The 26,446-nt window shown below is 46.3% G+C and carries 22 protein-coding genes and 3 tRNA genes; 3 read left to right on the top strand and 22 right to left on the bottom strand.

Features of this window, described 5'->3' with window-relative positions; all coding sequences use genetic code 11:
• Nucleotides 1-31 precede the first annotated feature (31 nt).
• From astD to nsrR, 9 genes are all read right to left on the bottom strand, one after another.
• On the bottom strand, nt 32-1,489 hold the full coding sequence (gene astD / locus L3V31_RS18380) for a succinylglutamate-semialdehyde dehydrogenase (protein WP_237318137.1): 1,458 nt from the start codon (nt 1,487-1,489) through the stop codon (nt 32-34).
• 28 nt (nt 1,490-1,517) lie between these two features.
• Nucleotides 1,518-2,537, bottom strand: a complete 1,020-nt coding sequence (gene astA, locus L3V31_RS18375) for an arginine N-succinyltransferase (protein WP_237318135.1) — start codon at nt 2,535-2,537, stop codon at nt 1,518-1,520.
• Nucleotides 2,538-2,646: 109 nt separating this feature from the next.
• Nucleotides 2,647-3,858, bottom strand: a complete 1,212-nt coding sequence (locus L3V31_RS18370) for an aspartate aminotransferase family protein (protein WP_237318133.1) — start codon at nt 3,856-3,858, stop codon at nt 2,647-2,649.
• Between the two features lie 361 nt (nt 3,859-4,219).
• The gene (locus tag L3V31_RS18365) at nt 4,220-4,807 is read right to left on the bottom strand and encodes an aminodeoxychorismate/anthranilate synthase component II (protein ID WP_237318131.1); all 588 of its coding nucleotides are present in this window, start codon (nt 4,805-4,807) and stop codon (nt 4,220-4,222) included.
• 217 nt (nt 4,808-5,024) lie between these two features.
• Nucleotides 5,025-6,041: a tryptophan--tRNA ligase gene (trpS, locus tag L3V31_RS18360; RefSeq protein WP_237318129.1), complete on the bottom strand. Its 1,017-nt coding sequence runs from the start codon at nt 6,039-6,041 to the stop codon at nt 5,025-5,027.
• 115 nt (nt 6,042-6,156) lie between these two features.
• The gene (locus tag L3V31_RS18355) at nt 6,157-6,843 is read right to left on the bottom strand and encodes a phosphoglycolate phosphatase (protein ID WP_237318127.1); all 687 of its coding nucleotides are present in this window, start codon (nt 6,841-6,843) and stop codon (nt 6,157-6,159) included.
• 92 nt (nt 6,844-6,935) lie between these two features.
• Complete coding sequence (gene rlmB / locus L3V31_RS18350; protein WP_237318125.1) at nt 6,936-7,679, bottom strand: 23S rRNA (guanosine(2251)-2'-O)-methyltransferase RlmB; 744 nt, start codon at nt 7,677-7,679, stop codon at nt 6,936-6,938.
• A 99-nt stretch (nt 7,680-7,778) separates the two neighbouring features.
• Complete coding sequence (gene rnr / locus L3V31_RS18345; RefSeq protein WP_237318123.1) at nt 7,779-10,298, bottom strand: ribonuclease R; 2,520 nt, start codon at nt 10,296-10,298, stop codon at nt 7,779-7,781.
• A gap of 116 nt (nt 10,299-10,414) precedes the next feature.
• On the bottom strand, nt 10,415-10,840 hold the full coding sequence (gene nsrR / locus L3V31_RS18340) for a nitric oxide-sensing transcriptional repressor NsrR (RefSeq protein WP_237318121.1): 426 nt from the start codon (nt 10,838-10,840) through the stop codon (nt 10,415-10,417).
• 110 nt (nt 10,841-10,950) lie between these two features.
• On the opposite strand from nsrR, the gene hmpA reads away from it, so the two are divergent.
• A complete protein-coding gene (hmpA, locus tag L3V31_RS18335) occupies nt 10,951-12,135 on the top strand; it encodes an NO-inducible flavohemoprotein (RefSeq protein ID WP_237318118.1) in 1,185 nt (394 codons plus the stop codon).
• A gap of 77 nt (nt 12,136-12,212) precedes the next feature.
• On the opposite strand, the gene L3V31_RS18330 is transcribed toward hmpA, so the two are convergent.
• On the bottom strand, nt 12,213-12,848 hold the full coding sequence (locus L3V31_RS18330; RefSeq protein ID WP_237318116.1) for a tetratricopeptide repeat protein: 636 nt from the start codon (nt 12,846-12,848) through the stop codon (nt 12,213-12,215).
• Between the two features lie 229 nt (nt 12,849-13,077).
• Nucleotides 13,078-14,394, bottom strand: a complete 1,317-nt coding sequence (locus tag L3V31_RS18325) for an adenylosuccinate synthase (RefSeq protein ID WP_237318114.1) — start codon at nt 14,392-14,394, stop codon at nt 13,078-13,080.
• A 162-nt stretch (nt 14,395-14,556) separates the two neighbouring features.
• Between L3V31_RS18325 and L3V31_RS18320 the strand changes: the two genes are divergently transcribed.
• Nucleotides 14,557-14,742, top strand: coding sequence for a DUF2065 domain-containing protein (locus L3V31_RS18320; protein ID WP_237318113.1), 186 nt, complete (start codon nt 14,557-14,559; stop codon nt 14,740-14,742).
• Between the two features lie 63 nt (nt 14,743-14,805).
• Here L3V31_RS18320 and hflC read toward each other — a convergent pair whose 3' ends face one another.
• The 8 genes from hflC to tsaE form a co-directional block, all read right to left on the bottom strand.
• Nucleotides 14,806-15,786 carry a protease modulator HflC gene (gene hflC / locus L3V31_RS18315; RefSeq protein WP_237318111.1) on the bottom strand — a complete coding sequence of 327 codons (981 nt, stop codon included), beginning with the start codon at nt 15,784-15,786 and terminating at the stop codon, nt 14,806-14,808.
• 2 nt (nt 15,787-15,788) lie between these two features.
• Complete coding sequence (hflK, locus tag L3V31_RS18310) at nt 15,789-16,997, bottom strand: FtsH protease activity modulator HflK (RefSeq protein WP_237318109.1); 1,209 nt, start codon at nt 16,995-16,997, stop codon at nt 15,789-15,791.
• 45 nt (nt 16,998-17,042) lie between these two features.
• Entirely contained in the window at nt 17,043-18,332 is a 1,290-nt protein-coding gene (gene hflX, locus L3V31_RS18305; protein ID WP_237318107.1) for a ribosome rescue GTPase HflX, read from the bottom strand.
• A 38-nt stretch (nt 18,333-18,370) separates the two neighbouring features.
• Nucleotides 18,371-18,634 (bottom strand): RNA chaperone Hfq, encoded by a 264-nt coding sequence (gene hfq, locus L3V31_RS18300; RefSeq protein ID WP_182011619.1) that lies wholly within the window; start codon nt 18,632-18,634, stop codon nt 18,371-18,373.
• 195 nt (nt 18,635-18,829) lie between these two features.
• Nucleotides 18,830-19,762 (bottom strand): tRNA (adenosine(37)-N6)-dimethylallyltransferase MiaA, encoded by a 933-nt coding sequence (miaA, locus tag L3V31_RS18295; RefSeq protein WP_237318106.1) that lies wholly within the window; start codon nt 19,760-19,762, stop codon nt 18,830-18,832.
• Nucleotides 19,759-21,789, bottom strand: coding sequence for a DNA mismatch repair endonuclease MutL (gene mutL, locus L3V31_RS18290; RefSeq protein WP_237318105.1), 2,031 nt, complete (start codon nt 21,787-21,789; stop codon nt 19,759-19,761). Before mutL ends, miaA begins: the two co-directional genes overlap by 4 nt.
• A gap of 17 nt (nt 21,790-21,806) precedes the next feature.
• Nucleotides 21,807-23,522 carry an N-acetylmuramoyl-L-alanine amidase gene (locus tag L3V31_RS18285; RefSeq protein WP_237318104.1) on the bottom strand — a complete coding sequence of 572 codons (1,716 nt, stop codon included), beginning with the start codon at nt 23,520-23,522 and terminating at the stop codon, nt 21,807-21,809.
• Nucleotides 23,516-23,980, bottom strand: a complete 465-nt coding sequence (tsaE, locus tag L3V31_RS18280; protein ID WP_237318102.1) for a tRNA (adenosine(37)-N6)-threonylcarbamoyltransferase complex ATPase subunit type 1 TsaE — start codon at nt 23,978-23,980, stop codon at nt 23,516-23,518. The genes L3V31_RS18285 and tsaE overlap by 7 nt, the downstream gene beginning before the upstream one ends.
• Nucleotides 23,981-24,293: 313 nt before the next feature.
• Between tsaE and queG the strand changes: the two genes are divergently transcribed.
• A complete protein-coding gene (gene queG, locus L3V31_RS18275) occupies nt 24,294-25,421 on the top strand; it encodes a tRNA epoxyqueuosine(34) reductase QueG (protein WP_237318100.1) in 1,128 nt (375 codons plus the stop codon).
• A gap of 612 nt (nt 25,422-26,033) precedes the next feature.
• Here the strand turns inward: queG and L3V31_RS18270 are convergent.
• From L3V31_RS18270 to L3V31_RS18260, 3 genes are all read right to left on the bottom strand, one after another.
• Nucleotides 26,034-26,110, bottom strand: a tRNA-Met gene (locus L3V31_RS18270).
• A gap of 41 nt (nt 26,111-26,151) precedes the next feature.
• Nucleotides 26,152-26,227 (bottom strand) — tRNA-Gly (locus L3V31_RS18265).
• A 36-nt stretch (nt 26,228-26,263) separates the two neighbouring features.
• Nucleotides 26,264-26,339, bottom strand: a tRNA-Gly gene (locus L3V31_RS18260).
• Nucleotides 26,340-26,446: the final 107 nt, after the last annotated feature.

The following is a 26,446-nucleotide window of genomic DNA, read 5'->3' as shown; positions in this document are numbered from 1 at the left end:
CGATGCACCGTCGTGGCTCTATTGTTGAAACTTAAAGCGTTACACCTGGGCTCAATGTCGCAGGAAGTAGTGTCTCGCCACCTTCCATTGATGCCATCGGGTAAGCACAGTAGTCAGCCGCGTAGTATGCGCTTGGACGAAGGTTACCTGATGCACCAGGGCCACCAAACGGCGCATCACCACTTGCACCGGTCAATTGACGGTTGCGGTTTACAATACCTGCACGAATGTGGTCAACGAAGTATTCCCACTCTTGGTCATCCGTTGAAACCAAACCAGCAGACAAACCAAAACGTGTATCGTTTGCCAGTTCCACGGCTTTTTCCAAACCTTCATAGCGCACAACTTGCAGTAGTGGACCAAAGTATTCTTCATCTGGCAGCTCAGCGATATTAGTCACATCAATGATGCCCGGAGAAACAAACGCAGCTTCACCCGCTTTCGCTTCGACAAGGCTCTCGCCACCTAAAGACTGAAGGTTTGCTTGCGCATCTAAAATAAACTTCGCCGCTGCCACAGAAATTTGTGGTCCCATAAACGGTGCTGGCTCAGCAAATGGTTGGTCTACGCGAATCTTGTTTGTCGCTTCAACCAACTTAGTAATCAATGCATCACCTTTTTCACCAAATGGTACGTATAGGCGACGAGCACAGGTACAACGCTGACCGGCACTGATGAAAGCAGATTGAATGATAGTGTAAACCGTTGCGTCTAGATCACCGTAGTTATCAGAGATAACCATTGGGTTGTTACCGCCCATTTCTAGCGCTAACATTTTGCCAGGTTGACCTGCAAATTGGCGGTGCAGAATGTGGCCTGTGTTTGCACTACCGGTAAATAGGACACCGTCGATGCCTTTCGCATCCGCTAGGGCAATACCCGTCTCTTTCGCACCTTGAACTAGGTTAATCACACCTTTTGGCAGACCTGCTTCTTCCCATAGTTTCATCGCCAGCTCACCCGTCCAAGGCGTTTGCTCTGATGGCTTGAATACCACAGTATTACCAGCTAAAAGAGCAGGAACAATGTGACCATTTGGTAGATGACCAGGGAAGTTGTAAGGGCCAAATACAGCCATGATACCTAAAGGACGATGACGCAGAACAATTTGGTTACCCGCAGCTTCACGCGTTGCTTCACCGGTACGCTCATGGTAAGCGCGGATTGAAATTGCGATTTTACCTGCCATTGCCGCCGCTTCTGTTCGGGTTTCCCAAATTGGCTTACCCGTTTCTTTCGCGATCACTTCAGCAATTTTTTCGCTGTTTTCTTTCACTTTATCTGCAAAAGCCAGCACGATGGCTTCGCGCTCTGCAAATGGACGATTTTTCCAGTCAACAAAAGCAGCGCGAGCCCCTGCTACGGCTTGATTTACTTGCTCAGCAGTCGCACCTTTACCGTGCCAAATCACTTCCTGGTTGTATGGAGACAGTGATGTAAACTCTTCACCCTGACCTTGTACCCATTCACCTGCAATCCAATGTGTCATTGTTACTATCCTTAAAATCTGTCGTCTGTTACTGCGGTAGAAGGCGAACGAAGTCCCCTTCCTCGACTAAAAGTGCATCGGCAAGTTCTGGTGCTAGCACAACACTCTGTGTTTCAGGGTCATACGCTGCTTTTGCTGCTGCGGCACGGAAGTTCTCGAATGATGCGTTACACATCAGGAAGTCTTGCGTGCTGTTATGCGCTGCGATTTTTACGCGAGCACGGAACGAGTGGCGCACAGATTCCACATTACGCAGGTCACACTCTACCGTTGGGCCTGCATCAAAAATATCGACGTAACCACGGTTCGTAAAACCTTCACGCTCCAGTAACTTCAGTGCCGGACGCGTGTTGTCATGTACCTGACCAATAACCGCTTGTGCTTCTGGGCTGAGTAAGTTGATATAGATTGGCAGCTTAGGCATTAAGTCTGCGATAAAGCCTTTCTTGCCAATACCAGTCAGGTAATCTGCAAGAGTGAAATCAATCGAGAAGAAGTGCTCTTGCAACCATTGCCAGAATGGTGAATTACCATTTGCGTCAGAGACTCCACGCATCTCAGCAAAAATAGTTTCCGAGAAGCGCTCTGGATGCTCTGCCATCATTAAGAAACGGCATTTAGACATTAGGCGACCATTCAGGCCCTGGCGGAATTTCTCACGCAAGAAAAGAGTACAGATTTCGCTGTTACCCGTGTAGTTATTACCAAATGTCAGCAACTTCACTACATTATTTACGCCTAATTTAGGCGATGAGTGAACCACTTTACTGATGTGGTAAGAGTAGAAAGGTACATCCCAACCAATAGATGCTTCGATTCCGGTCGTACCTGCAACTTCACCCGTTTCAGAGTCAAAGCCGACCATTAGGTAGCCTTCATCACCCGGCTCATTAACGTCCGGTTTGCTAAAGCTGTACTCTGAATGTTTAATTCGATTGGTTAACAGTTCTTCGTTAACCGGTAGAGATGTAAATCCGTGACCAGATTCAACGGCACAAGTGTGCAGCGAATCATAATCCGACATCGCGATAGGGCGAACTACTAGCATCAATACTCCCTCCAGATGCAAGAGAATCCTAACTATATTTTAGGAAAAATTCCCCCGTCAGAAATCCTTAACGGGGGTAAATACGTTGACATTTATTCTGTTGTATCGCTTACACTAAAGTCGCGATCGCTTTATCCAGTTTCGCCAAACCTTCTTCAATTTCTTGTGGTGTAATCACCAGTGATGGTGTGAAACGAACAACGTTCGCGCCTGCAATCAGTACTAGCAGGCCTTCTTTACCCGCAGCAACCAATACATCACGTGCTCGGCCCTTCCACTCGTCATTCAGTGCCGCACCCAGTAATAGACCCTTACCACGCACTTCTGAGAAGATGTTGTATTTTGCGTTGATCGCTTCCAAACCTTCACGGAACATTGCTTCACGCTCAAGAACGCCAGCCAACGTTTCAGGCTTAGTTACTTCGTTTACCACCGCTTCGGCTACTGCACATGCCAGTGGGTTACCACCGTAAGTTGAACCGTGAGTACCAACTTTAAGGTGCTCAGCCAGTTTTGCCGTTGTTAGCATTGCGCCAATAGGGAAACCGCCACCTAGTGATTTCGCTGTGCTTAGAATATCTGGTGTGATGCCAAGGCCTTGGTACGCGTAGAAGTGACCTGTACGGCCGTTACCTGTTTGAACTTCATCAAAAATCAATAGTGCGTTGTGCTTGTCACACAGCTCACGTACTGCTTGAGCGAATTCTGGCGTTGGTGGCACGATACCGCCTTCACCTTGTAGTGGTTCCATCATCACTGCACAGGTACGGTCTGAAATGTGCGCCTGAAGTGCTTCAATGTCGTTGTATGGTAGGTGTGTTACGTCACCTGGCTTAGGACCAAAACCATCAGAGTAAGCTTCTTGACCGCCAACCGTTACCGTAAAGAACGTACGGCCGTGGAAGCCTTGTTTGAATGCGATGATTTCTGATTTTTCAGGACCATGTACATCCGCAGCGTAGCGACGAGCCAGTTTTAATGCTGCTTCGTTCGCTTCTGCACCAGAGTTAGCAAAGAAAACACGCTCAGCAAAGCTCAATTCTGTCAGCGTCTTCGCCAGACGAAGAGCAGGCTCGTTAGTCATCACGTTACTTAGATGCCAAAGCTTATTGCCTTGTTCAGTCAACGCTTCCACCATCGCAGGGTGACAATGACCCAGACAGCTCACCGCAATACCACCAGCAAAGTCGATGTATTCATTACCTTTCTGATCCCAGATACGTGAACCTTTACCTTTCACCGGGATTATTTCCATTGGGTTATAACAAGGTACCATCACCTCATCGAATAAACCGCGCTCTACTTTAATTTCCGTTGTCATCGCACATTCCTTCTTAATACCGCATGCTTAGCAGATAAGCGAACTTAATCGGTTCCCTTTACCAGCAAATAATGTTTTGCATTTAAGCTATCGCGGCATTGTATTTACATTCAATTAACCATTTCAATAGTGATTTATTCTTTTTACATTGACTCAAAACTGCCAATAATCACTACTCGTGATTATTTATGCATGAAGAAACAAAAATAGCGAAGATTTTTTTTATAAAAGGCAGGTAATACAGGCGGTATAAGGTAAAAAAAGAAATGAATAAGATGAGGCAGAATAGTAAAACGCATAGTTTTGCAATCCACTCACGCCGCCTGAAAGATGAATTATTTGTTAAGAAAAGTGATCAAGATCAGATCATCTCACGCGCAAGAAAGTTTGCCAGCAGTTCATGACCCTGCTCTGTTTTGATAGATTCTGGATGAAATTGCACCGCATCAATGGGCAAAGTCTTATGTTGGTAACCCATTATTTCATCCATACTGCCGTCCGCCAGTTCTGTCCAAGCGGTTAGTTCAAACACATCCGGCAGTGTCCCATTCTCCACAACAAGGGAATGGTAGCGTGTCACGGTAAGAGGATTATTGAGGTTTTTAAACACACTGCGGCCATTGTGGCGTATTGGAGAGGTTTTACCATGCATGACTTGTCGCGCGCGTACCACGTTACCACCAAATGCCTGAGCAATCGCTTGGTGTCCCAAACACACGCCGAGAATAGGTAGCTTACCCGCAAAGTGTGTAATCGCCTGTAACGAAATGCCCGCTTCGTTTGGCGTACAAGGACCTGGAGAGATGACTAAGTGAGTCGGATTAAGTGCTTCAATTCCCTGAAGATCGATTTCGTCATTGCGCACCACCTTTACCTCTGCACCAAGTTCGCAAAAATACTGATAAAGGTTATAAGTGAAAGAGTCGTAGTTATCGATGATCAACAACATAAGGTGTCGCTTGCTCCCAATCCGTTTGGCATTACCGTCTCAACCACACTTTTGTGATAATGGAGGGCGGTATTTTGCAACACCAAACCAGAAAGGCAAGTTTTTACTGAATAAAAAGCCCGTATAAACTGATGCGCGAAAACTATTCACGGCTAAAAGATAGAAAAAAGCTCCGTATGACGGAGCTTTTTAACATACTTAATGCGTATCTCGATGGTTATGGGCGAGTCACAAAACCTACCGCTGCGTAAGCTTTCTTCAGCGTTTCTGCTGCGCGAGCCGATGCTTTTTCTGCGCCTTGCTTCATCACTTCGTCCATATAAGTGCGATCGGCACGAATGCGGTGGTACTCAGCCTGAATTGGCTCAAGCATAGCAACAACCGCTTCACCTACGTCTTTCTTGAACGGACCGTACATTTCTACGCCTTTGTACTTCGCTTCGATTTCTTCAAAGCTCATGCCCGTCGCCGCTGAGTACAAGCCCATTAGGTTTGCGATACCCGCTTTATTCTCAATGTCATGACGGATGCTCGGTGGCGTTTCAGTATCCGTTTGAGCCTTATTGATCTTCTTAATGATCGATTTAGGCTCTTCAAGCAGAGTGATAACGTTCTTGCGGTTATCGTCTGACTTAGACATCTTCTTCGTCGCATCCTGAAGGCTCATTACACGCGCGTTAACGGTTGGAATATAAGGCTCAGGAACGGTGAAGATTGGGCTCTCTGGCGAGTAGATGTTATTGAAACGCGTTGCAATATCACGCGCAAGTTCCAGGTGCTGCTTCTGATCACTACCTACAGGCACTTGATGCGCACCGTAAAGCAGGATATCTGCCGCCATCAATACTGGGTAATCAAATAGGCCGACGTTTACGTCATTTGCATAACGAGCCGATTTGTCTTTAAACTGAGTCATACGGCTCAGCTCACCCATCTGAGTGTAACAGTTAAGAAGCCAACCAAGTTGAGCGTGCTCTGGTACGTGTGACTGAACGAATAGCGTGCTCTTCTTAGGGTCAACACCCACTGCCAGACAGATTGCCAGTGCATCCAGAGTTGCTTCATGTAGCGCTTTCGGGTCCTGACGAACCGTAATCGCATGAAGGTCTACCACACAATATTGGCAATCATAATCGTCTTGCATCTGGTGCCATTGACGTAGAGCACCCAAGTAGTTACCGATACTTAGTTCACCTGAAGGTTGAACACCACTCAATACAATGGGTTTGCTCATTAGAATGATTCCTTTGACTTCTTAATCTAATTAAATGAAAAACCGCGCACTTTTTTGATGCACGGTTAGCTCAGTGTACTCATTAACAAGTATTTTGGAAGATTTTTTGTCACGCTTATGCAGAAACGGCGACAACTTCCAATATTTCCGACAGCTTGTCTGCGACAAAGTCCGGATTTGATGCCGAAATTGGCTCACCATGGTTATAACCGTAAGTTAAACCAAATGATGTACAGCCTGCGTTTTTCGCCGCAAGGATATCGTTTTTCGAGTCCCCGACCATCAACATTTCACCCGGTTGAACCTGATGTTTTTCCATTAACCAGTTCAGTGCCACTGGGTTTGGTTTTTTCTCAGGGAAAGCATCACCGCCTAACACATCGACAAAGTATTGGGCAATGCCGTGTTGTTCCAGGATATGCGGTACGAACTTAGAAGGTTTGTTTGTTACAACAGCAAGGGTAAAGCCTGCTTGATGTAACTCTGCCAGCGTCTCTTTTACTGTTGGGTAAAGGTGGCTCAGCTTATGACCGCTCTGCTCATAAAAATCATCGAACAGCTCTCGCGCTTCTGCGCGCAACTCATCACTCAGGTCTGGATTGATGGTCAGACTTTGACTCAGTGAGCGACCAATTAGCACATCTGCGCCATTCCCGACATAGTCACGAACTTGCTCTATTGATACCGATGGGTAACCGAGTGCCTGTACGGCTTGATCAGCCGCAATGGCCAAATCAGGTACACTATCAAGCAAAGTGCCATCCAGATCAAAGGCGATGAATTTTATAGATTGTTGAGTCATAACTTTCCTACGCATGAGCTAAAAACAACAAAGGATGGTTGCCCATCCTGAGTTTTGGTCATTGTCACTGACCTTTAAAGTTGGTACTGCGCCTATTTTGAGGCTAGTCGCTGACGGACCGCTTCAAACAAACAGATACCTGACGCTACCGACACATTCAGGCTTGATACACTACCTGCCATTGGGATTTTAATCAAATCATCGCAGGTTTCACGTGTCAAGCGGCGCATACCATCGCCTTCTGCGCCCATGACAATCGCCAGAGGTCCTGTCAGTTTCGCTTGGTAAATATCGTGTGTCGCTTCACCAGCAGTACCAACAAACCAGATGCCTTGCTCTTGCAGCGTACGCATCGTGCGAGCTAGGTTGGTCACTCGGATCAATGGCACCACTTCAGCAGCTCCACACGCGACCTTGCTTACCGTTGCGTTCATTGGTGCCGAGCGATCTTTTGGCACAATAATAGCCGCAACGCCAGCCGCATCCGCATTACGCAGACACGCGCCAAGATTGTGTGGATCAGTGACACCATCCAACACTAATAAAAGCGGTGATTCATGTTTAGCTAAAATCGCATCAATGTCATTTTCATTCAGCTGCTTCGCGGCTTTTACGCGTGCGATGATGCCTTGGTGGTTCGCACCTTGCGCTTTATCATCCAAGGTCTTACGTGTCATTTGCTGAATGGAAACGCCACATACCTGTAAATCGTTCAGGATTGGCAGTAAACGATCATCTTGACGCCCTTTCAGCACGTACGCTTCGATAAATCGTTCTGGTTCACGTTCCAATACCGCTTTCACGGCATGAATACCGTAAATAAAATCGTTACTCATTATTTAACCTGTTGTTCTGATGACACCAATCGGAATCAATCTCATAAGTTGGTATCAATGCCTTAGCCAGTCCAGCAACCACCAGACTGGCTATTCAGCCTACGACTCGTCTTGTTTCGAGCGTTTGGTTTTCTTTGGCTTACTGTGTGGCTTTTTCTTGCTAGCTTTTCTTACTTTAGGCTTCTTTTTGCCTTCCGTTTCGCCATTCCGAGCACCGCGCTTTGGAGCGTTGCGCTGGCCTCCTGCTTCACTTTCTTCCGGACGTTTGGTCGGTTCAATCGCAGGAACGGCACGCACCGCACCACCTTCTTTCGATGAAGAACGTGTTGCTGCGCGTTTTTTCTCTTTAGCTTTGCGTTTCGCTTCTGCCGCTCGTTTCTTAGCGGTCTTACCTTCGCCGCGTAGCTTACGACTTGTTTCGACCAATTCAAAGTCAATTTGTTTGTCATTTAAGTTCACGGCCAACACTTTGACTTTCACCGCGTCACCTAAGCGATAAATATTACCGAAGCTTTCTCCGATAAGTCTTTGACCAATCGGATCAAACTGGTAATAGTCATTCGCTAACGTCGAAATATGCACCAAACCGTCAATGTGCAGTTCGGTTAAACGAACAAAGAAACCAAAGCTGGTCACGTTGGCGATCACACCCTCTAACTCATCCCCAACATGGTCTTGCATGTACTCACATTTTAACCAGTCAGCGACATCGCGAGTTGCATCATCCGCTCGACGCTCAGTCATGGAACATTGTTCGCCATAGAAGTCCATGTCATCAAACGAGTAATGGTACCCACCTGTTGGTGTCCAACGATCTTGGTTTCGGCCTTCTTGTTTAGCAATCAAATATTTAATAGCTCGGTGCAGCAGCAAATCCGGGTAACGACGAATTGGCGAGGTGAAGTGAGCGTATCGCTGCAGAGCCAGTCCAAAGTGACCAGCATTGTCAGCGTTATAAACCGCTTGTTTCATCGAGCGCAGCAACATGGTTTGAATCAGCTCTTGATCTGGGCGATCGCCTACCTGACTCATCAGATGCGCGTAATCGGTTGGTGACGGCTCCAGACCACCGCCTAGCTCCAGACCCAGCTCAGCAAGGAAGTCACGGAAGCCCATCAGGCGTTCTTCCCCTGGCGTTTCATGGATACGGTATAGCGCAGGCTCTTTGGCTTTTTCCACCAGCGACGCCGACGCAATGTTCGCCATGATCATGCACTCTTCGATCAGTTTGTGTGCGTCGTTACGCTCCACTGGTTCAATGCTCTCAATCTTGCGCTCAGCATTGAAGATGAATTTGGTTTCGACGGTTTCGAATTCAATCGCACCACGCTGCTCTCGCGCGCCTTTCAGAACCTTATACATTCGGTGCAGTTCTTCCAGATGCGGAACCAGCTCTTTGTAACGATCTCGTAGCTCTTCGTCCCCTTCCAAAATGTGATGCACTTTGGTGTAAGTCAGACGGGCGTGTGAGTTCATCACCGCTTCGTAGTGCTTGTAACCGGACAGCTTACCCGTTTCTGAGATGGTCATCTCGCACACCATACACAAGCGGTCTACTTGTGGGTTCAGAGAACAGAGACCATTAGAAAGTACTTCCGGTAACATTGGTACAACCTGAGATGGGAAGTAGACTGAGTTACCGCGGTTAATCGCTTCTTTGTCCAAAGCTGAATCCGGGCGTACGTAATAACTGACGTCCGCAATAGCAACCCAAAGTCGCCAACCACCGCTTTTCTTTTTCTCACAGAAAACCGCATCATCAAAGTCTCGTGCGTCTTCTCCATCAATCGTAACCAATGGTAATTTACGCAGATCAACACGACCCTCTTTGGCTTCTTCCGGAACCTCTTCCCCAAAGTTAGCGACTTGCTGATTGACACCTTCTGGCCATTCATGAGGAATCTGATGGGTGCGAATCGCAATTTGAGTTTCCATGCCCGGCGCCATGTTTTCGCCAAGTACTTCAACCACTTTGCCCATCATGCCGCGCGATCGTGAACCTCGATCGGTGATTTCAATCACCACGACGTTCCCCATACGAGCACCTGATTTGTGTTCATTCGGGATCAGAATATCCTGGCTGATGCGTGAATCATCAGGCACAACATACGAGTAACCATATTCGAGGAAAAAGCGTCCAACGATTTGATCATTGCGCTCTTCAAGCACACGCACTAAGCGGCCTTCACGGCGACCACGTTTACTGTTATCCGTCGGCTGAACCAGGACATAATCACCATGAATAATGTTTTTCATCTGATGGTGCGGAAGTACAATATCATTATCCTTGCCGACGCTGCCTTCTGGACGCACCCAGCCGTGACCGTCTTTGTGACCGATCACGTAACCTTTCACCATTTCAAGTTTTTCAGGCAATGCGTAGCACTGACGACGGGTGAACACCAGTTGGCCATCTCGCTCCATCGCACGTAAACGACGACGCAACCCTTCGTATTGCTCTTCGCCTTCTAGCTTTAGCGCTTCAAACAGGTCATTGCGATTCATTGGAACGCCTGCTTGGGTTAAGAATTCGATAATGAACTCTCGGCTTGGGATTGGATTTTCGTAATTCTGGGATTCACGATCTGCGAATGGATCGTTTGGAATATTGTCTGACATAGGCACGCCTATCTAGCAAGGAAGGTATAGAGCTAGTATATCCGAGTCTCTCGATAAGCTACAGAATTGCTTTGAAAAAAGAACGATCGAGATCGGCACTAAACAGACAAGATAGTTTATGGGCGCTCTAATAAGATCAAAAGTTCAGAATTATCTTTGAGTAACTCTTCAATCGTGCAGCCATCCAACTCCGCTAAGAAAGCGCGTTTGGCTTTCGCTAACTTGTCTTTGAGTCGACAGGCTGGAGTGATATGGCAAAAATCTACGCTGCAGTTCACCAAATCTAATGGTTCCAAATCGCGGACAACACCACCAACAGTGATCTCAGCGGCAGGCTTCATCAGTCGGATACCACCGTTTTTACCACGTACCGTCTGTACATAACCCAATTGCCCTAGTCGGTTAATCACCTTAACCATATGGTTACGTGATACACCAAACAAATCAGTCACTTCAGTGATATTTGTCAACTCATCCTTTGGCAATGAAGCCAAATAGATCAGGGTTCTCAGCGCGTAATCGGTGAAGCTGGTTAACTGCATATTGCTATCCTCTCTAATAGGAAAAGTGTAAATCTTTTCTTGATTGAAAGATACATTTGAGATACAACTTTAAACATGCATTATAAATACAACTTAAATTAGGAAGCCCCATGCTCAGCAATCAGACCATTGAAATCGTAAAAGCAACCGCACCACTTATCGCCGAAACCGGACCAAAACTGACCGCACATTTTTATGATCGCATGTTTACTCAGAACCCTGAGTTAAAAGACATTTTCAACATGAGCAACCAACGCAATGGCGATCAACGTGAAGCGCTATTCAACGCCATCTGTGCATACGCGGCGAATATTGAGAATTTGCCGGCTTTACTTGGGGCGGTAGAAAAAATTGCTCATAAACACACCAGCTTTTTGATCACAGCAGACCAATATCAAATCGTCGGTCAACACCTATTGGCGACCATTGACGAATTGTTCAATCCAGGTCAGGAAGTGTTGGATGCATGGGCAGAAGCTTATGGCGTGCTAGCTAATGTATTCATTCAAAGAGAAGAGCAAATTTATCAGGCTAATGAAGCATTGGAAGGCGGCTGGCGCGGATTGCGTGAGTTCGAACTTGTCGCGAAACAAGCAGAAAGTGAGCACATCTGCAGTTTTGTATTTAAGCCAACAGATGGCCACAACGTCGTAGCCTATAAGCCTGGGCAATATGTGGGTATCTACATCAACAGCGACAAGTTTGATAACCAAGAGATCCGCCAATACAGCCTCTCTTCTGCGGCACAAGAGAACACGTACCGCATCTCGGTAAAACGTGAACAAGACGGTAAAGTATCCAACTATCTACACGATGAGCTAAGCGTTGGCGATAAAGTAAAACTGGTCGCGCCTGCCGGCGACTTCTTTATGGACGTAGAATCTGACACACCAGTGGTGCTTATCTCTGCTGGCGTTGGCTTAACACCAACACTTGCTATGCTGGAGAGCTTGTCTGATCATCAAGCGCCTGTGACTTGGGTACACGCGACGGAAAATGGTCAACAGCATGCCTTTAAGCAGCATGTGAACCAAATTGTCAGTTCACAAGATAACGTCAATGCGCTTGTCTGGTATAACCAACCGACAACCGAAGATAAACTTGGTGAAGATTACCACTTCACTGGTTTCGTCAACCTTAAAGAAATTGAAGCAGCGCTGAAGCAAACCAATGTTCAGGTTTACTTCTGTGGCCCCGTTGGGTTTATGCAGCATGTCGCCAAGCAGCTTCTCGATCTGGGTGTTCCACAAGAGCAGTTCCACTACGAGTGCTTTGGTCCACATAAAGTCATTTAAAGCCAAAAGCCGAATAGTTAAAAACAACAAAGCCCACATCGGTGGGCTTTATTGTATGAACTCAATCGTTAGCAATTTTACCAGAAGGTATCTCGCCGCTTCGCACGGGCGATAATATTTTCGGGCATACGCTGCTCAAGACCATTTCGTAAAATAGTAATACGTTTGTGCTGGCGTTTATCTGCCGTTACCGAGTTATATAACCAGCGGTAAGCGTCTTCATAGTCCAGAGGACTGCCGTAATCACGCAGGAGTAGCTCAGCCAGTTGAATGCGCGCATTAAGATTCCCCATGGATGCAGCTTCGCGCAGATAAGGGATCGCACGTTCTTTGTCCTGCTGGACCAAAGTGCCCAGAGAATAGTAGCGCCCAATTTGTTCCAGCGCAGCTGGCAATCCCTGCTGAGCAGCGTTCTCCATGTAGTAGAGCCCGAGTTCCACATCTTGCTCAACACAGACACCCCAGGCCAGCATGTCACCATACAGAAATTCATACGCTGGCAGGCTAATCCGAGTCGCACGAGCAACAATGTCTTCCACCAACTGGCAGTTGTCAGCGCGTACACGTTGTAAGTGCTTATTCTGCTCAATAAGCGTTATCAGTTCTGCTTCGGTATAAATAGGCACAGGCGCTCCGACATCTGCGGCACTCGCCCTTGCGGCAGTCGTTGCCAGCATCAGTAACAGTGAAGCAGCCACTGTTCGTAACTTCATAAACGTACTCTTCAAGGTGTCTGAGAAACAAAAGATCGCCGAAGGATCTGCCCTGCTTGATAAGATTATCGGCAAATCTACTCTGAGCTTTAGACAATTTTTGCCTCTTACTGAAGAGAGACGGCAACAAGTTGCCACATTGAGACGCGAGTTCCACAAGCGTAGATTTTCATCAGACACAAAAAAGCCGACCTTAAGGTCGGCTTTCGCAATCTCTAACGAGTTTTCATTAAGATTCGAATGGATGAACCTTGATGATAGTTTCGTTACGGTCTGGACCAGTTGAGACGATATCTACTGGCACACCAGTCAGCTCTTCGATACGCTTGATGTAGTCTAGAGCCGCTTTTGGTAGGTCTTCTAGTGACTTAGCACCAAATGTGTTTTCAGACCAGCCCGGCATTGTTTCATAGATTGGCGTCGCTTCTTCAAATGCTTCAGCAGCCATCGGGGAAACTTCTAGCACAGAGCCATCTTTCATCTTGTAACCAGTACAGATTTTTAGCTCTTCTAGACCATCTAGCACGTCTAGTTTTGTCAGACAGAAACCAGAGATAGAGTTGATTTGGATAGCGCGACGCATTGCAACAGCATCAAACCAACCAGTACGACGTAGACGACCAGTTGTTGCACCAAACTCATGACCGACAGTACCTAGGTGCTTACCGATTGGGTCTTGCTTGTCTAGACCGTCGTACAATTCTGTTGGGAATGGACCAGAACCCACACGAGTACAGTACGCTTTCGCGATACCAAGAATGTAACCGATATGACGAGGGCCAAAACCAGAACCAGCAGCAACACCACCAGCAGTCGTGTTAGAAGATGTTACGTATGGGTAAGTACCGTGGTCGATATCAAGTAGCGTACCTTGCGCACCTTCGAACATGATCTTGTCGCCGCGCTTACGAGCAGAATCTAGCTCGTCAGTTACGTCGATAACCATTGAAGTTAGCAGCTCAGCGTAGCCTTTCGCTTCTTCCAGTACCGCTTCGTAGCTTACTGGTTCCGCTTTGTAGAAGTTCACTAGCTGGAAGTTGTGGTATTCCATAACTTCTTTTAGCTTCTCAGCAAATGCTTCCATATCGAATAGATCGCCAACGCGTAAACCGCGACGAGCAACTTTATCTTCGTATGCTGGACCGATACCACGACCTGTTGTACCGATAGCTTTTTTACCGCGAGCGATTTCGCGAGCTTGGTCCATTGCAATATGGTATGGAAGAATTAGAGGACATGCTTCAGAAATGAAAAGACGCTCGCGTACTGGAATACCACGCTCTTCAAGAGGTTTCATTTCTTTAAGTAGAGCTTCAGGTGATAGAACTACACCGTTACCGATAACACATTTTACGTTATCGCGAAGGATACCTGATGGAATTAAGTGAAGAACGGTTTTTTCACCGTCAATTACGAGAGTGTGGCCTGCATTGTGACCGCCTTGGTAGCGTACCACGTACTTTGCATCTTCAGTTAAAAGGTCTACGATTTTACCTTTACCTTCGTCACCCCATTGGGTGCCTAGAACGACTACGTTATTTCCCATCTTTCCAAGTCTGATTGCTAGTTAAAAATGGATTCTAGCACCGAATCGGACTTCTTGCAGTCATTTTTTGTTCACAGACTTAGAGCCTCAATGCAATCGAGCATTTCAGAAGCAACATATCACTGGTAATATTTAGCTTTATAAATTGGTTTAGGAAGCTTTATGTCTGAGTCGATATGGCTGGCTGTAGGGCTAGTATTAATTGTTGAAGGAATTGGTCCGCTGGTCGCACCGAATGGCTGGCGAAATATGGTGGCCCAACTGAGTGAGCAACCCAATAATCAGCTACGCCGTATTGGTGGCTGCCTAGTCGTTTCTGGCACTGTCATCGCTATCATGATGAGTTAACGACATACCTACTAGATACAAAAAAGGCTCCTGATGGAGCCTTTTGCATACTAGAGGGAAGCTTTACTCAGCTTTTAGACCTTTAGAATTCTTCATGTACTGGAAGAAGTCACTCTTAGGATCCAGAACAAGGATATCGCTCTTAGAGCTGAACGACTTCTCGTAGGCTCTTAGTGAACGTAGGAAGCTGAAGAACTCAGGATCCTTGTTGTAAGCATTAGAGTAAATCTTCGCAGCTTCTGCATCCGCTCCACCTCGTGTTACACGAGCTGTTTTGTCTGCTTCAGCCAGAATTGTCGCAACTTCAAGTTCAGCTTGCGCGCGAATAACTTCCGCTTTTTCACGACCTTGAGAACGGTGTTTACGAGCTACCGACTCACGCTCAGCGCGCATACGACGGTAGATAGATTCACTGATCTCATCCGGCAGATTGATTTTCTTCATCCGGAAATCAACCACACGCACACCTAAATCTTTCATCGCGCTTTCACGTGTATCTGTCAGCACGTTAGTCATGATTAGGTCACGCTCGCCATCGATTTCAAGTGCTTCACGAGCAGCTTCAGTGGTTACTTCATCACTGCTTGCATCCTCTGGTAGTACATCATTGTTACGTGGACCAGAAACGATTTGCTTGATTTCACGAGCACCGATTTCAGAGCGAAGCACGTCAGTCACTTTACGCTCAAGAAGAGCTTCTGCCGTAAGCGAGTTACCGCCGCCTGTTGCCAAGTAGTAACGACCAAAATCTTCAATACGCCACTTCACGTAGGTATCAATGATGACGTCTTTTTTCTCTGACGTTACGAAACGGTCAGCACGGCCATCCATTGTTTGGATACGTGCATCAAGTTGTTTCACACGGTCAAACAAAGGCATCTTGAAATGCAAACCAGGCTCATAAATTCGAGTGATATCGTTGTTGTCTTTCAAGACACGACCGAATCGAACTACGATACCGCGCTCACCTTCAGGAATCACAAACAGAGACATCAACATCAATGCCAGGGCGATTACCAATACAGGGATCATTAACTTACGCATTCTTAGTATCTCCCTTGACGTGAACCAGTTGATCGAGACTGAGTATTCGAAGTGTCTTCTTGTTGTGTACGCTCAGACTCAAGTTGAATATGATCGTAGCTTGAAGAAGACTTCGATTTACGTTTAGTGTCAGTTTGACCTTCTTGTCCCGCCAATTTATCAATTGGTAGGTAAAGCAGGTTACCGCTTGATTCAGAGTCAATCAGCACTTTAGAAGTGCTTGTGTAAACTTCTTCCATCGCATCGATGTACAGGCGGTCACGAGTTACGCCCGGAGCAGCATGGTATTCTGGTAGAAGCTGTTCAAACTGTGCTACCTGACCAAGCGCTTCATTGGTGATACGTTCGCTGTAACCTTGCGCTTCTTTCTTCAAACGCTCGGCACGACCCGTTGCTTTCGGCAAAATCTCGTTTTTATATGCTTCTGCTTCACGGATGAAACGTTCTTCATCCTCACGTGCTGCAATTGCATCATCAAACGCATCTTTCACTTGCTCAGGTGGACGTGCAGACTGGAAGTTCACGTCAACAAGTACAAGACCCATATCATAGCTATCGATGATTTGGTTCAGAGTTTCTTGGGTAGTTTGACGAATTTGCTGACGACCACTGGTTAGGATGCTATCCATCAGTGAGTCACCAATAACTGCACGTAGAGCAGAGTCCGTTGCCTGACGTAAACTGTCGTCTGCATTGGTTACTCGGTATAGGTATTTGTATGGGTCAGTAACGCGATACTGAACATCCATCCCCACCGTTACAACGTTTTCATCTTTAGTCAGCATTAGACCAGATGCACGAAGTGAACGAATCGCCTGTACGTTAACCGCTTCATATTCATCAATAAAGCGAGGTCGCCAGTTTAGACCAGGATCTACGATACGATCGTATTTGCCTAAACGTAGTACAACACCACGCTCTGCTTCACCGATGGTGTAAAAACCAGCGAAGAACCAAACGGCAACAGCAATCAGTGCAATCACACCAAATCCAATTGCGCTGCCACCACCGCCGCCGAGTGGAGAACCACCGCCGCCTTTTTTACCAAATTTGCCGCCCAGCTTCTGACTCAGTTTATTGAACACTTCATCTAAATCTGGCGGACCTTGATCTCGGCCACCAGGACGCTGGCCACCACGATTATTATTACCCCAAGGGTCGTTATCGCGGCCATCATTGCCGTTGTTATTTCCAGGCTCATTCCACGCCATTAGAAAGCTCCATCATTTGATATGACGTTATACTGTAGCAGTCCTTTAAGTGACTATAAAGCCAGTCAAAACTGCCCCTTCTCTTTTTTCAAGTCTAGACCAATCTACTTGCTGCATTCGAATATCGATCAACAAGTTACCTTCCTGGTCGTATTCTTCACGTTGAATACAATTCATTTGGAAGAATGTACTACGGAACCGTCCTTGATACTGTGGAGGAATACACAACTGATGCTCAACCATTTGTGACGCCAGACGTTCCGTCAGCGCTTCAAACAGGAGCTCGATGCCTACCCCTTCCATTGCAGAAATCCAGACCGAACGAGGTACGCCTTCCTCATCGCGCTCTATACGTGGATTCTGCGACTCTAGATTGTCAATTTTGTTCATGACAACCAGACTAGGCACTTCGTGTGCGTCGATCTCTTCTAGTACTTCATGAACAGCTTGAATATTCTCACGAAAACGCTCATCACTGGCATCAACAACATGTAACAAAATGTCAGCTTCTTGCGTTTCTTGCAAGGTTGCTTTGAAGGCTGCAACTAAATCGTGAGGCAAATGTCGTATAAAACCAACTGTATCTGCAAGTATGGCAGATCCCACATCCGCTAACTCTATCTTACGCAATGTAGGATCCAAAGTAGCAAATAACTGGTCTGCGGCATACACGCCTGCTTCGGTAATACGGTTAAAAAGTGTCGACTTACCCGCATTGGTATAGCCCACGAGTGAAATCGTTGGGATTTCAGCTCGACTTCGGGCGCGACGCCCTTGTTCACGTTGCTTGGCCACTTTTTCTAAGCGGCGCAGAATAGCTTTAATTCTATCACGCAATAATCGACGGTCGGTTTCCAACTGGGTTTCACCAGGCCCCCGTAAACCGATACCACCTTTCTGCCTTTCAAGGTGCGTCCAACCACGAATCAAACGAGTAGAGATATGACGAAGCTGAGCAAGTTCTACCTGTAGCTTACCTTCATGTGTTCGCGCTCGTTGAGCAAATATATCGAGGATGAGACCAGTGCGGTCGAGAACTCGACATTGGCACAGTGTTTCGAGGTTACGTTCTTGGGCAGGAGAGAGGGAGTGATTAAAAATCACAATTTCAGCACCAGTTAATTGTACCGCAGCAGCAATTTCCTGGGCCTTGCCCTCTCCGACATAGTATTTCGGGTGTGGGGATTGACGACTACCAGTTACCACTTGTAGCGCCTCTACCCCAGCAGAAGAAACCAGCATTTCGAACTCAGCCAGATCTTCCCATTCACCTTCTTGCGTGAAGTTGATATGAACAAGTACGGCTCGCTCACCGGATTCATAACGGTCAAACAAGCAATCAACTCCTTACTTTATAACTATTTAATGAAGAATTAATCTTCAGATTTCTCTTGTGGACGATCACCTTGGCTACGTTCACCGCTGTGGTGGCTCACTGGACGAGCCGGCACAACTGTTGAGATCGCGTGCTTGTACACCATTTGGTTAACAGTATTTTTCAAAAGGATCACGAACTGATCGAATGACTCGATCTGACCTTGTAGTTTAATACCGTTTACAAGGTAGATAGATACTGGGATACGCTCGCGGCGTAGCGCGTTTAGAAATGGGTCTTGTAGAGATTGCCCCTTAGCCATTTTTATTTTCCTTATTTAATTTGTAGTTGTAATTATTTAGCTAGTGGTGCAATGCAAAAAAGTACTGCTTTTGCATCTGAGCTAAACGAATCAAAAATGCACTCTAAGTAATTAGCAGCATAGTCTAAAAACCGCCAACCACTGTTCCTTTCAGAGCGCGTTCACGCAAAAACGATCACATTATACACAGCTATCTCAATCAGATGCTATTGCTTCCGAAATGGTTTCGAGAGCCTGTTCAATGTTATCACTATCTAACCAAGTTAAGTCATCCCAGCTGCGTAACCAGGTGATTTGACGCTTGGCCAATTGACGAGTCGCACATACTCCACGAAAAACGGCTTCTTCGCGAGTACACTCCCCATCTAAATACTCCCACATCTGTCTGTAACCGACACAACGGATAGATGGAAGATCCGGGTGAAGATCCTGACGCGCATATAACGCTTTCATTTCATCTTCGAAGCCCGCTTCCATCATTTTTTCGAAGCGCAGTTCAATGCGACGGTGAAGTTCTGCCCTATCCTTGGGAGCTATTGCAAACTGCTTGACTCGGTACGGCAGGCGTTCACCTTTCGTTTGAGTCAACTCAGTTAGAGTTTTACCTGAAATTCGAAAAACTTCCAATGCCCGAGATAAACGTTGGGGATCATTGGGATGAATTCGCTCCGCAGAGACAGGATCAATCTCTTTCAGTTCATCGTGCAACACCGACCAACCTTTAGTCAATGCTTCTTGTTCAATTTGCTGACGAATTTCAGGATTTGCAGCAGGAAGAGGTGATAAACCTTCAAGTAATGCTTTGTAATAGAGCATTGTACCGCCAACAAGTAACGGAATTTTTCCTTCTGTAACAATGTCATCCATAGCCTGTAACGCGTCGCGACGGAAATCCGCTGCGGAGTAAGACTCGCTAGGATCCAAAATATCAATCAGTCGGTGAGGTGCTAAGCTCAACTCTCGCTCATCAGGCTTAGCAGTCCCGACATCCATTCCTTTGTAGATCAAAGCCGAATCGACGCTGATGATCTCAACCGGAAACTTCTGACGAAGTCTAATCGCGAGTTCTGTTTTACCTGATGCAGTTGGTCCCATTAAAAATAGAGCCAACGGTAGTTTTTCTGTCATGGTGTTAATTTGGCTATCGTGGCAGAGAAATCAACAGCAGATACAAACTGTGTATCTTCTAATGGCAATTGACCGTGCCTTAGCTGTTCAAGTTCCGCAATAATTTGAATGGCTTCGGAGAGAGTATAATTGCTTTTTACTGTCGTTACCCGCAAAGCAAGCCAATCGATCAGTGCAGAAAGCATTTGTGTGGCAGTCTTCTCACCCTTTACCCACGTTTGCGCGTAAGATAACAGATCTGGTACCAAGTTTTGTAAGTTTTGTTGGCGTAATGGCGCTGGTACGCCCATAACCATCAATGCTTTGTCATTTCTGGCTTTCAGCTGTATGCCGAGCTGGGCGAAATCTTGTTGATAATCCAGAGCTAACTTGACTAACTCCGCATCCAACTTTATCGACAAAGGTACGAGCAAAGGTTGTGCTTTTAATGCGCCTTCACTTGGCGTTAGCTGCCCTTTGACTCGATAGAATTCCGCTCGTGGTAATGAAACCAATGCCACGCCACTATCACTGCTCATCAGAATAAATTGCTCATCCACCACAGCTAGCGCTTTACTTAATGCCGTCACTTGAGGCAAGTGTGCTTGCTCGGTCGATGTATCAACGACTTGACTCGCGATCGGTTTAGGTTCGAAGTCGGGCGTTTTCAATAGCTCATGATAAGCACGAACTTCTTGTTTACTCGGAGCCGGTTCCACATGACGCTCTTTGCTCTGAGTCGGCTTTGGAGCTGGCTTAGATTCGGTCCAATCCGAACGAGGATAAGAATCTGACTGGCGGGCTTCTCGCACTGAAGACTCTGAAGAGGAGCGATCACGTGGCTTCGCCTCATAGTCGCTTCGCCCGGGATAAGCCGGTGTTTTGTCGATCGCCTGATAAACTCGTTCGGGAACGGGAGAAGAGATCTTGTCTTCTTTAATCGAGGCTTCTGAAATCGAGGGGTCTGAGTCAACATCGCTTTCCTGAATCAGGGAAGACGGCTCAGCGTGATGAAACGCAGATTCATTCACATGTGGCTTTTCAATGACCGCACTTTGCACCAATGCATCCGCCAATGCCTGATAGATAAAGTCATGCACTAGCCTGGCCTGATGGAAACGCACTTCATGTTTGGCGGGGTGGACATTCACGTCTACCTGATGCGGATCAAGCTCGATAAACAACACGTATGCCGCAAACTGATCCGGCTTTAAGCTCATTTCATAGCTCTGACGGATCGCATGGTTAATCAGTTTGTCACGCATCATGCGGCCATTCACATAGCAATATTGCAAATCACTTTGCTGTCGAGCACCATCTGGTGTTGTGATCCAACCATGCAGTTTTAAACCTTGATGCTCCAGTTCGATACGGAGCATATTACGGACAAACGTATTACCACATACTGCTGCAATGCGTTTTTCAGTTTGTAGCTGATTCTTTGCTGCGCGATATTGGCGGATGATTTTTCCGTTATGGCGAACAGTAATCGACACGTCAAAACGGCTCAGTGCGATACGCTTTAACAGCTCATCGATATGGGAAAATTCGGTTTTCTCGGTGCGAAGAAATTTACGACGTGCGGGGGTATTAAAGAAAAGATCCAGCACTTCTACCGTGGTGCCAATAGGGTGTGCGGCAGGTTGCAGTTTGACCTGCATTTCACGGCCTTCGGAATACGCACTCCACGCTTCTTCTTGCGCAGCAGGACGCGAGGTTAAGGTCAAACGTGAGACTGAACTGATACTCGCTAAGGCCTCACCACGAAACCCCAAGCTCATGATCGCTTCTAAGTCATCCAAACTATGAATTTTGGACGTGGCATGACGACTTAATGCCAAACCTAACTCATCTTTCGCGATCCCTTTACCGTTATCACGAACACGGATGAGCTTAGCGCCCCCTTTCTCGATATCGATATCGATGCGAGTAGCGCCGGAGTCGAGGCTGTTCTCTACCAACTCTTTGATGACAGAGGCAGGTCTTTCGACCACCTCTCCTGCCGCTATCTGGTTGGCGAGCCTGGCTGGTAGTATTTTAATCGTCATAACGCGTTAAAGCTCACTTATTTATTTGGGATGATCAGCACTTGTCCTACGGCCAGTTCATCTGAACGTAAGTTATTCGCTTCACGAATACTCTGCACACTCACGTCGTACTTCGATGCGATCTTACCAAGGTACTCACCTCGTGAGACTTTATGTTTACGGATCGGCTTGTCCTTCACCGCAACCGTCACCTTCAGTTTCTGACCTACCCACAGCGTATCCGATTTTAGATTGTTTTCGCGTCGAATATCAGAAACCTTTACTTTATAGTGGCTGGCAATCTTGCCTAAGAATTCACCAGATTTCACGGTGTGAGTGATGGTTTCTGTCTCAACCGTGATCGGTTTACTTGGCACGTTGATGCTTCCTGAAGACGGAATTCGCAGCTTCTGGCCTATACCTAATCCGGTTGATTTCAAGTTGTTTTCAGACATTATCGCTTTCGAGCTTGTCCCGTATTTATTCGCAATCACCGATAAAGATTCGCCGCGCTTAACAATATGCACCATCGGTTTCGATGAAGGTGAGAATACGGTACCTTCTGGCGGGTTATCCTTCAGGTATTTGACCACAGCTTTAGATATCGACTGAGCCAACTTATCTTGGTGTGCGCGCTGGAACAATAACTTCTCTTCGGTTGGGTTTGAAATAAAGCCAGTTTCGACCAATACCGATGGAATCTGCGGAGAGCGCAACACGGCCAAGCTAGTATTAATAGGTTTCGAATTGTGCAAGTGAGCGACACGCCCCATTTCGCCAAGAATTTCTGTCGCTAACTTGTAGCCTTCCTTCTGCGAGTGACTAAATTGCAGGTCGAGCAACGTTTGGTTGACATTACGATCTTTGGTTTTACTCACAAAAGCATTACCAGAGCCGCCTAAAAGCTCAGACTGCCTTTCGTGATTCTCTACCCAACGGGAAATTTCCGTATTCGCACGACGCGTGTTAAGCACAAATACCGAACCACCACGAGGTCGTGGAGACGTAAACGCATCTGCGTGAATTGAAATCAGCAAATGAGCATCATTCTCGCGGGCAATCGCGACACGTCGGTTCAGGTTAACAAAGTAGTCCCCAGAACGAGTCAGTCGAGCTTTAATACCCGGAGTCGCATTCAACTGGGCAGCAATCTTACGAGAAATACTCAATACCGCGTCTTTTTCATACTTACGACGAGAAGGTCCAATTGATCCCGGATCTTCACCACCATGACCCGGATCGATCACAATCAGCACTTCTTGAGCACGCTGCACTGAGCTCATGTCTTTACTGGTTGTCGTGTTTTCTTCTGACTTCGTTGCGGTTGTCGACGTTTTCGTACCATGCGGAAGATCAATGACCAAACGGTGACCATATTGCCCACCGGGGGTCGGGCTTAATTTGAAAAGCTCAGCTTGAACGCTTTTTTTCAGCTCAAAGACGAGGCGATAAGTACCCGTTTCCGGAGGTGAGCTTTTTCGTACTCGCGTCAAAACTGGGCTATCAGAGACGGTCACCGGCAATTTGGCTTGCATGGTGGCGTCTTTCAAATCCACAACCAGTCTATCCGGTCCCGACAATGAGAAATAGGAGTAATCCGCTTCCGAGCCTAAATCGATGACAACACGAGTCTCATCTGGAGAAGGCCAAACTCGAAAGCTTTTAACGACGTTAGCAAATGCTAAACTGGGGATGATAAGGAGAAAAGTGGCGACAAACGTCGCCACTGCTCTAAAATTTGAAAAACTCAACATAGCTCCAATCGACTGAGTAACTGCACACCATAATCATTATTCGCGGTTAGTTCGGCGATACGCCCTTCACCTTGATATCGGATGTTCACATCAAGATCTGGCTCAGGCAATAAGCCTTGCCCCTTTTCTGGCCACTCAACCAAACAAATTGCATCATCAGTGAAATAATCTCGAATTCCCATGAATTCTAACTCTTCAGGATCCGCAAGACGATATAGGTCAAAATGGTAAACTTGCCACTTATCCAACTGGTATGGTTCAACCAAGGTATAAGTTGGACTTTTTACATTTCCTTGATGCCCAAGAGCACGGACAAAGCCACGACTAAAGGTTGTTTTACCTGCGCCTAAATCACCATGCAGATAAATTGTCGTTTGTTGAGAACAAAGCTGAGCCAGAGCGGTGCCAAGTGCTACCGTTTCATGCTCATCTTTTAAATTAAATTGTTTCGTGCTCATTGATGCTTCTCTAACTTATGATCGATGACTATATAAAAATCAAAAGAACAGGAATAGTAAACTGTGTTGGTTTTGAGAGACAAGCTTTCAAATGTCATATGTGCGAAAAAAGTAGCCGCAAAACGGTATCTTATTTGTCACCGCTCGACTTCAAGCAATATGAGTTTAGCTCTCCAATATAAGAAAGCAGCAGATTACAAAAGGTTCCATTATAAATATCACTAATTAGCATATTTTTATAAGTTCGACTTTACGCTAGAACCAATACGATAGATCCGTTAAGATCCGCCCCCCATTTATCTCGGTGGTAACCATGAACTACGAACAACTCGCACAGCAAATCAAAATTTGGGGAAAAGAACTCGGCTTTCAAAAAGTGGGGATCTGCGACGTTGACCTAAGTGAACATGAAACTGCACTGCAACAATGGCTTGATGCTGGCTACCATGGTTCTATGGACTGGATGGCCCGACACGGCATGATGCGCGCGAGACCACATGAATTACTACCGGGCACCGTACGTGTTATCAGTGCACGTATGGATTACCTACCACCAGAAGCGCAATTCGCTTCTAACCTTGCAAATAAAAACCACGCCTATATCAGTCGCTATGCCCTAGGACGTGATTATCACAAACTAGTAAGAAAGCAGCTAAATAAACTCGGTAAGCTAATCGAAGAAGAAGTCGGTAAATTGGGCTACCGCCCTTTTGTTGATTCCGCCCCGATATTAGAACGCCCATTAGCGCAAAAAGCCGGGCTAGGTTGGACAGGGAAACACTCACTGATTTTAGATAAAGACTGTGGGTCATGGTTCTTTCTGGGCGAATTATTGATTGATTTACCACTACCAGTAGATCAGCCCAGTACCGACCAGTGCGAAAAATGTAAGGCGTGTATTACCTCCTGTCCAACTCAAGCGATTGTAGAAGACAAAGTGGTGGATGCGCGTCGTTGCATCTCATACCTGACAATCGAGTTCGATGGCATCATTCCAGAAGAGTTCCGCAAACCAATGGGTAACCGAATTTACGGCTGTGATGATTGCCAACTGGTGTGCCCATGGAATCGATATGCAGATATCACCGAACAAGACGATTTTCACCGCCGTGATAGTTTTCAACAGCCGGATTTAGTCGATATGTTTGGCTGGGATGAGGCTACATTCCTAAAGAACATGGAAGGTTCCGCGATTCGGCGAATTGGTCACTTACAATGGTTGCGTAATATTGCTGTTGCACTTGGCAATGCAGAATACAGTCAGCGAGTCCTAGATGCGCTTACCTCACGTCAGGGAGAAAGTGAATTACTCGATGAACATATCAACTGGGCATTGGAGCAGCACCTAAACCAAACTCCGATCGGTGAGACCGAGTCAATTGAAACGAAGAGAAAGCGTTTAATCAGGATTGTAGAGAAAGGCTTACCGAGAGATGCATAGGCGTAGTCTATATGCAAAAGATTGAAACACTTTTTGCATACGTAATTCATGACGCCGTTCTCAATTTCGCAATGTGGAAAAAAATTTGAGATTAGGTAAAAAAGAGGTTGGGAAAAAAAGTTAAACACAATCCCAGTAAATGACTAGGATCAAAAAAACACAATGTAATGATCGTATTTTAACAACCAAGATCTATACAATCTGGCATTTTTTCTTTATTTAACAGTAAGTTAAATAAAAAACCAACCACAATTCAGATACTTTAAAAATAAAAGATCTTCGTTTACTAACAAACAATGTCAAGCTAAAAACACTTTATCAACCAAGTTATCCACAGAACGCCGTATGTGGATAAGTCTGTTGATGGAAGGTGGTAAAACCCTCCGTATACCAGAGTGCTCTTGTGTCTGCCGATTCATATTATGTTTTCAATACAAACAAAAACGTCCGACATCATATAATGCGGATTAAAATTTGTTTTAGGGGAATTATGCTTCACAGCATGATGTAAAGAGCGGTGTGAATTGGTTGCGAGGCCAGGACTTGATCTGGTAGTGCATCCGTCGACAACCTGAGGGTTATTATAAAACAACAAGCAGACTGTCTTAAATTTGGTTGCGGGGGCCGGATTTGAACCGACGACCTTCGGGTTATGAGCCCGACGAGCTACCAAGCTGCTCCACCCCGCGTCCGTATTTCGTCATCGTTAAGCACGATGAGGGCTATCAATTGGAGCGACACACGAGGTTCGAACTCGTGACCTCAACCTTGGCAAGGTTGCGCTCTACCAACTGAGCTAGTGTCGCATTTTATCACCGTTAAGCACGATGAAGGCTATCAATTGGAGCGACACACGAGGTTCGAACTCGTGACCTCAACCTTGGCAAGGTTGCGCTCTACCAACTGAGCTAGTGTCGCATATCAACAGCAAGCGCTATTGATTGAATTTGGTTGCGGGGCTGGATTTGATCCGGGCGGCGCATCCGTCAACGGCCTGAGGGTTATGAAAAATAACAATCAAACTG

This window comes from Vibrio sp. J1-1 (assembly GCF_021728395.1).
Classification (GTDB): Bacteria; Pseudomonadota; Gammaproteobacteria; order Enterobacterales; family Vibrionaceae; genus Vibrio.
The sequence above is the reverse complement of the archived record's forward strand: the minus strand, read 5'-3'. Positions and strand labels throughout refer to the sequence as shown.

Bases quoted from the DNA above. Each gene is read 5' to 3' on its own strand.
- astD (WP_237318137.1), bottom strand. From the start codon at position 1,489: ATGACACATTGGATTGCAGGTGAATGGGTACAAGGTCAGGGTGAAGAG.
- astA (WP_237318135.1), bottom strand. From the start codon at position 2,537: ATGCTAGTAGTTCGCCCTATCGCGATGTCGGATTATGATTCGCTGCAC.
- L3V31_RS18370 (WP_237318133.1), bottom strand. From the start codon at position 3,858: ATGACAACGGAAATTAAAGTAGAGCGCGGTTTATTCGATGAGGTGATG.
- L3V31_RS18365 (WP_237318131.1), bottom strand. From the start codon at position 4,807: ATGTTGTTGATCATCGATAACTACGACTCTTTCACTTATAACCTTTAT.
- trpS (WP_237318129.1), bottom strand. From the start codon at position 6,041: ATGAGCAAACCCATTGTATTGAGTGGTGTTCAACCTTCAGGTGAACTA.
- L3V31_RS18355 (WP_237318127.1), bottom strand. From the start codon at position 6,843: ATGACTCAACAATCTATAAAATTCATCGCCTTTGATCTGGATGGCACT.
- rlmB (WP_237318125.1), bottom strand. From the start codon at position 7,679: ATGAGTAACGATTTTATTTACGGTATTCATGCCGTGAAAGCGGTATTG.
- rnr (WP_237318123.1), bottom strand. From the start codon at position 10,298: ATGTCAGACAATATTCCAAACGATCCATTCGCAGATCGTGAATCCCAG.
- nsrR (WP_237318121.1), bottom strand. From the start codon at position 10,840: ATGCAGTTAACCAGCTTCACCGATTACGCGCTGAGAACCCTGATCTAT.
- hmpA (WP_237318118.1), top strand. From the start codon at position 10,951: ATGCTCAGCAATCAGACCATTGAAATCGTAAAAGCAACCGCACCACTT.
- L3V31_RS18330 (WP_237318116.1), bottom strand. From the start codon at position 12,848: ATGAAGTTACGAACAGTGGCTGCTTCACTGTTACTGATGCTGGCAACG.
- L3V31_RS18325 (WP_237318114.1), bottom strand. From the start codon at position 14,394: ATGGGAAATAACGTAGTCGTTCTAGGCACCCAATGGGGTGACGAAGGT.
- L3V31_RS18320 (WP_237318113.1), top strand. From the start codon at position 14,557: ATGTCTGAGTCGATATGGCTGGCTGTAGGGCTAGTATTAATTGTTGAA.
- hflC (WP_237318111.1), bottom strand. From the start codon at position 15,786: ATGCGTAAGTTAATGATCCCTGTATTGGTAATCGCCCTGGCATTGATG.
- hflK (WP_237318109.1), bottom strand. From the start codon at position 16,997: ATGGCGTGGAATGAGCCTGGAAATAACAACGGCAATGATGGCCGCGAT.
- hfq (WP_182011619.1), bottom strand. From the start codon at position 18,634: ATGGCTAAGGGGCAATCTCTACAAGACCCATTTCTAAACGCGCTACGC.
- miaA (WP_237318106.1), bottom strand. From the start codon at position 19,762: ATGACAGAAAAACTACCGTTGGCTCTATTTTTAATGGGACCAACTGCA.
- mutL (WP_237318105.1), bottom strand. From the start codon at position 21,789: ATGACGATTAAAATACTACCAGCCAGGCTCGCCAACCAGATAGCGGCA.
- L3V31_RS18285 (WP_237318104.1), bottom strand. From the start codon at position 23,522: ATGTTGAGTTTTTCAAATTTTAGAGCAGTGGCGACGTTTGTCGCCACT.
- tsaE (WP_237318102.1), bottom strand. From the start codon at position 23,980: ATGAGCACGAAACAATTTAATTTAAAAGATGAGCATGAAACGGTAGCA.
- queG (WP_237318100.1), top strand. From the start codon at position 24,294: ATGAACTACGAACAACTCGCACAGCAAATCAAAATTTGGGGAAAAGAA.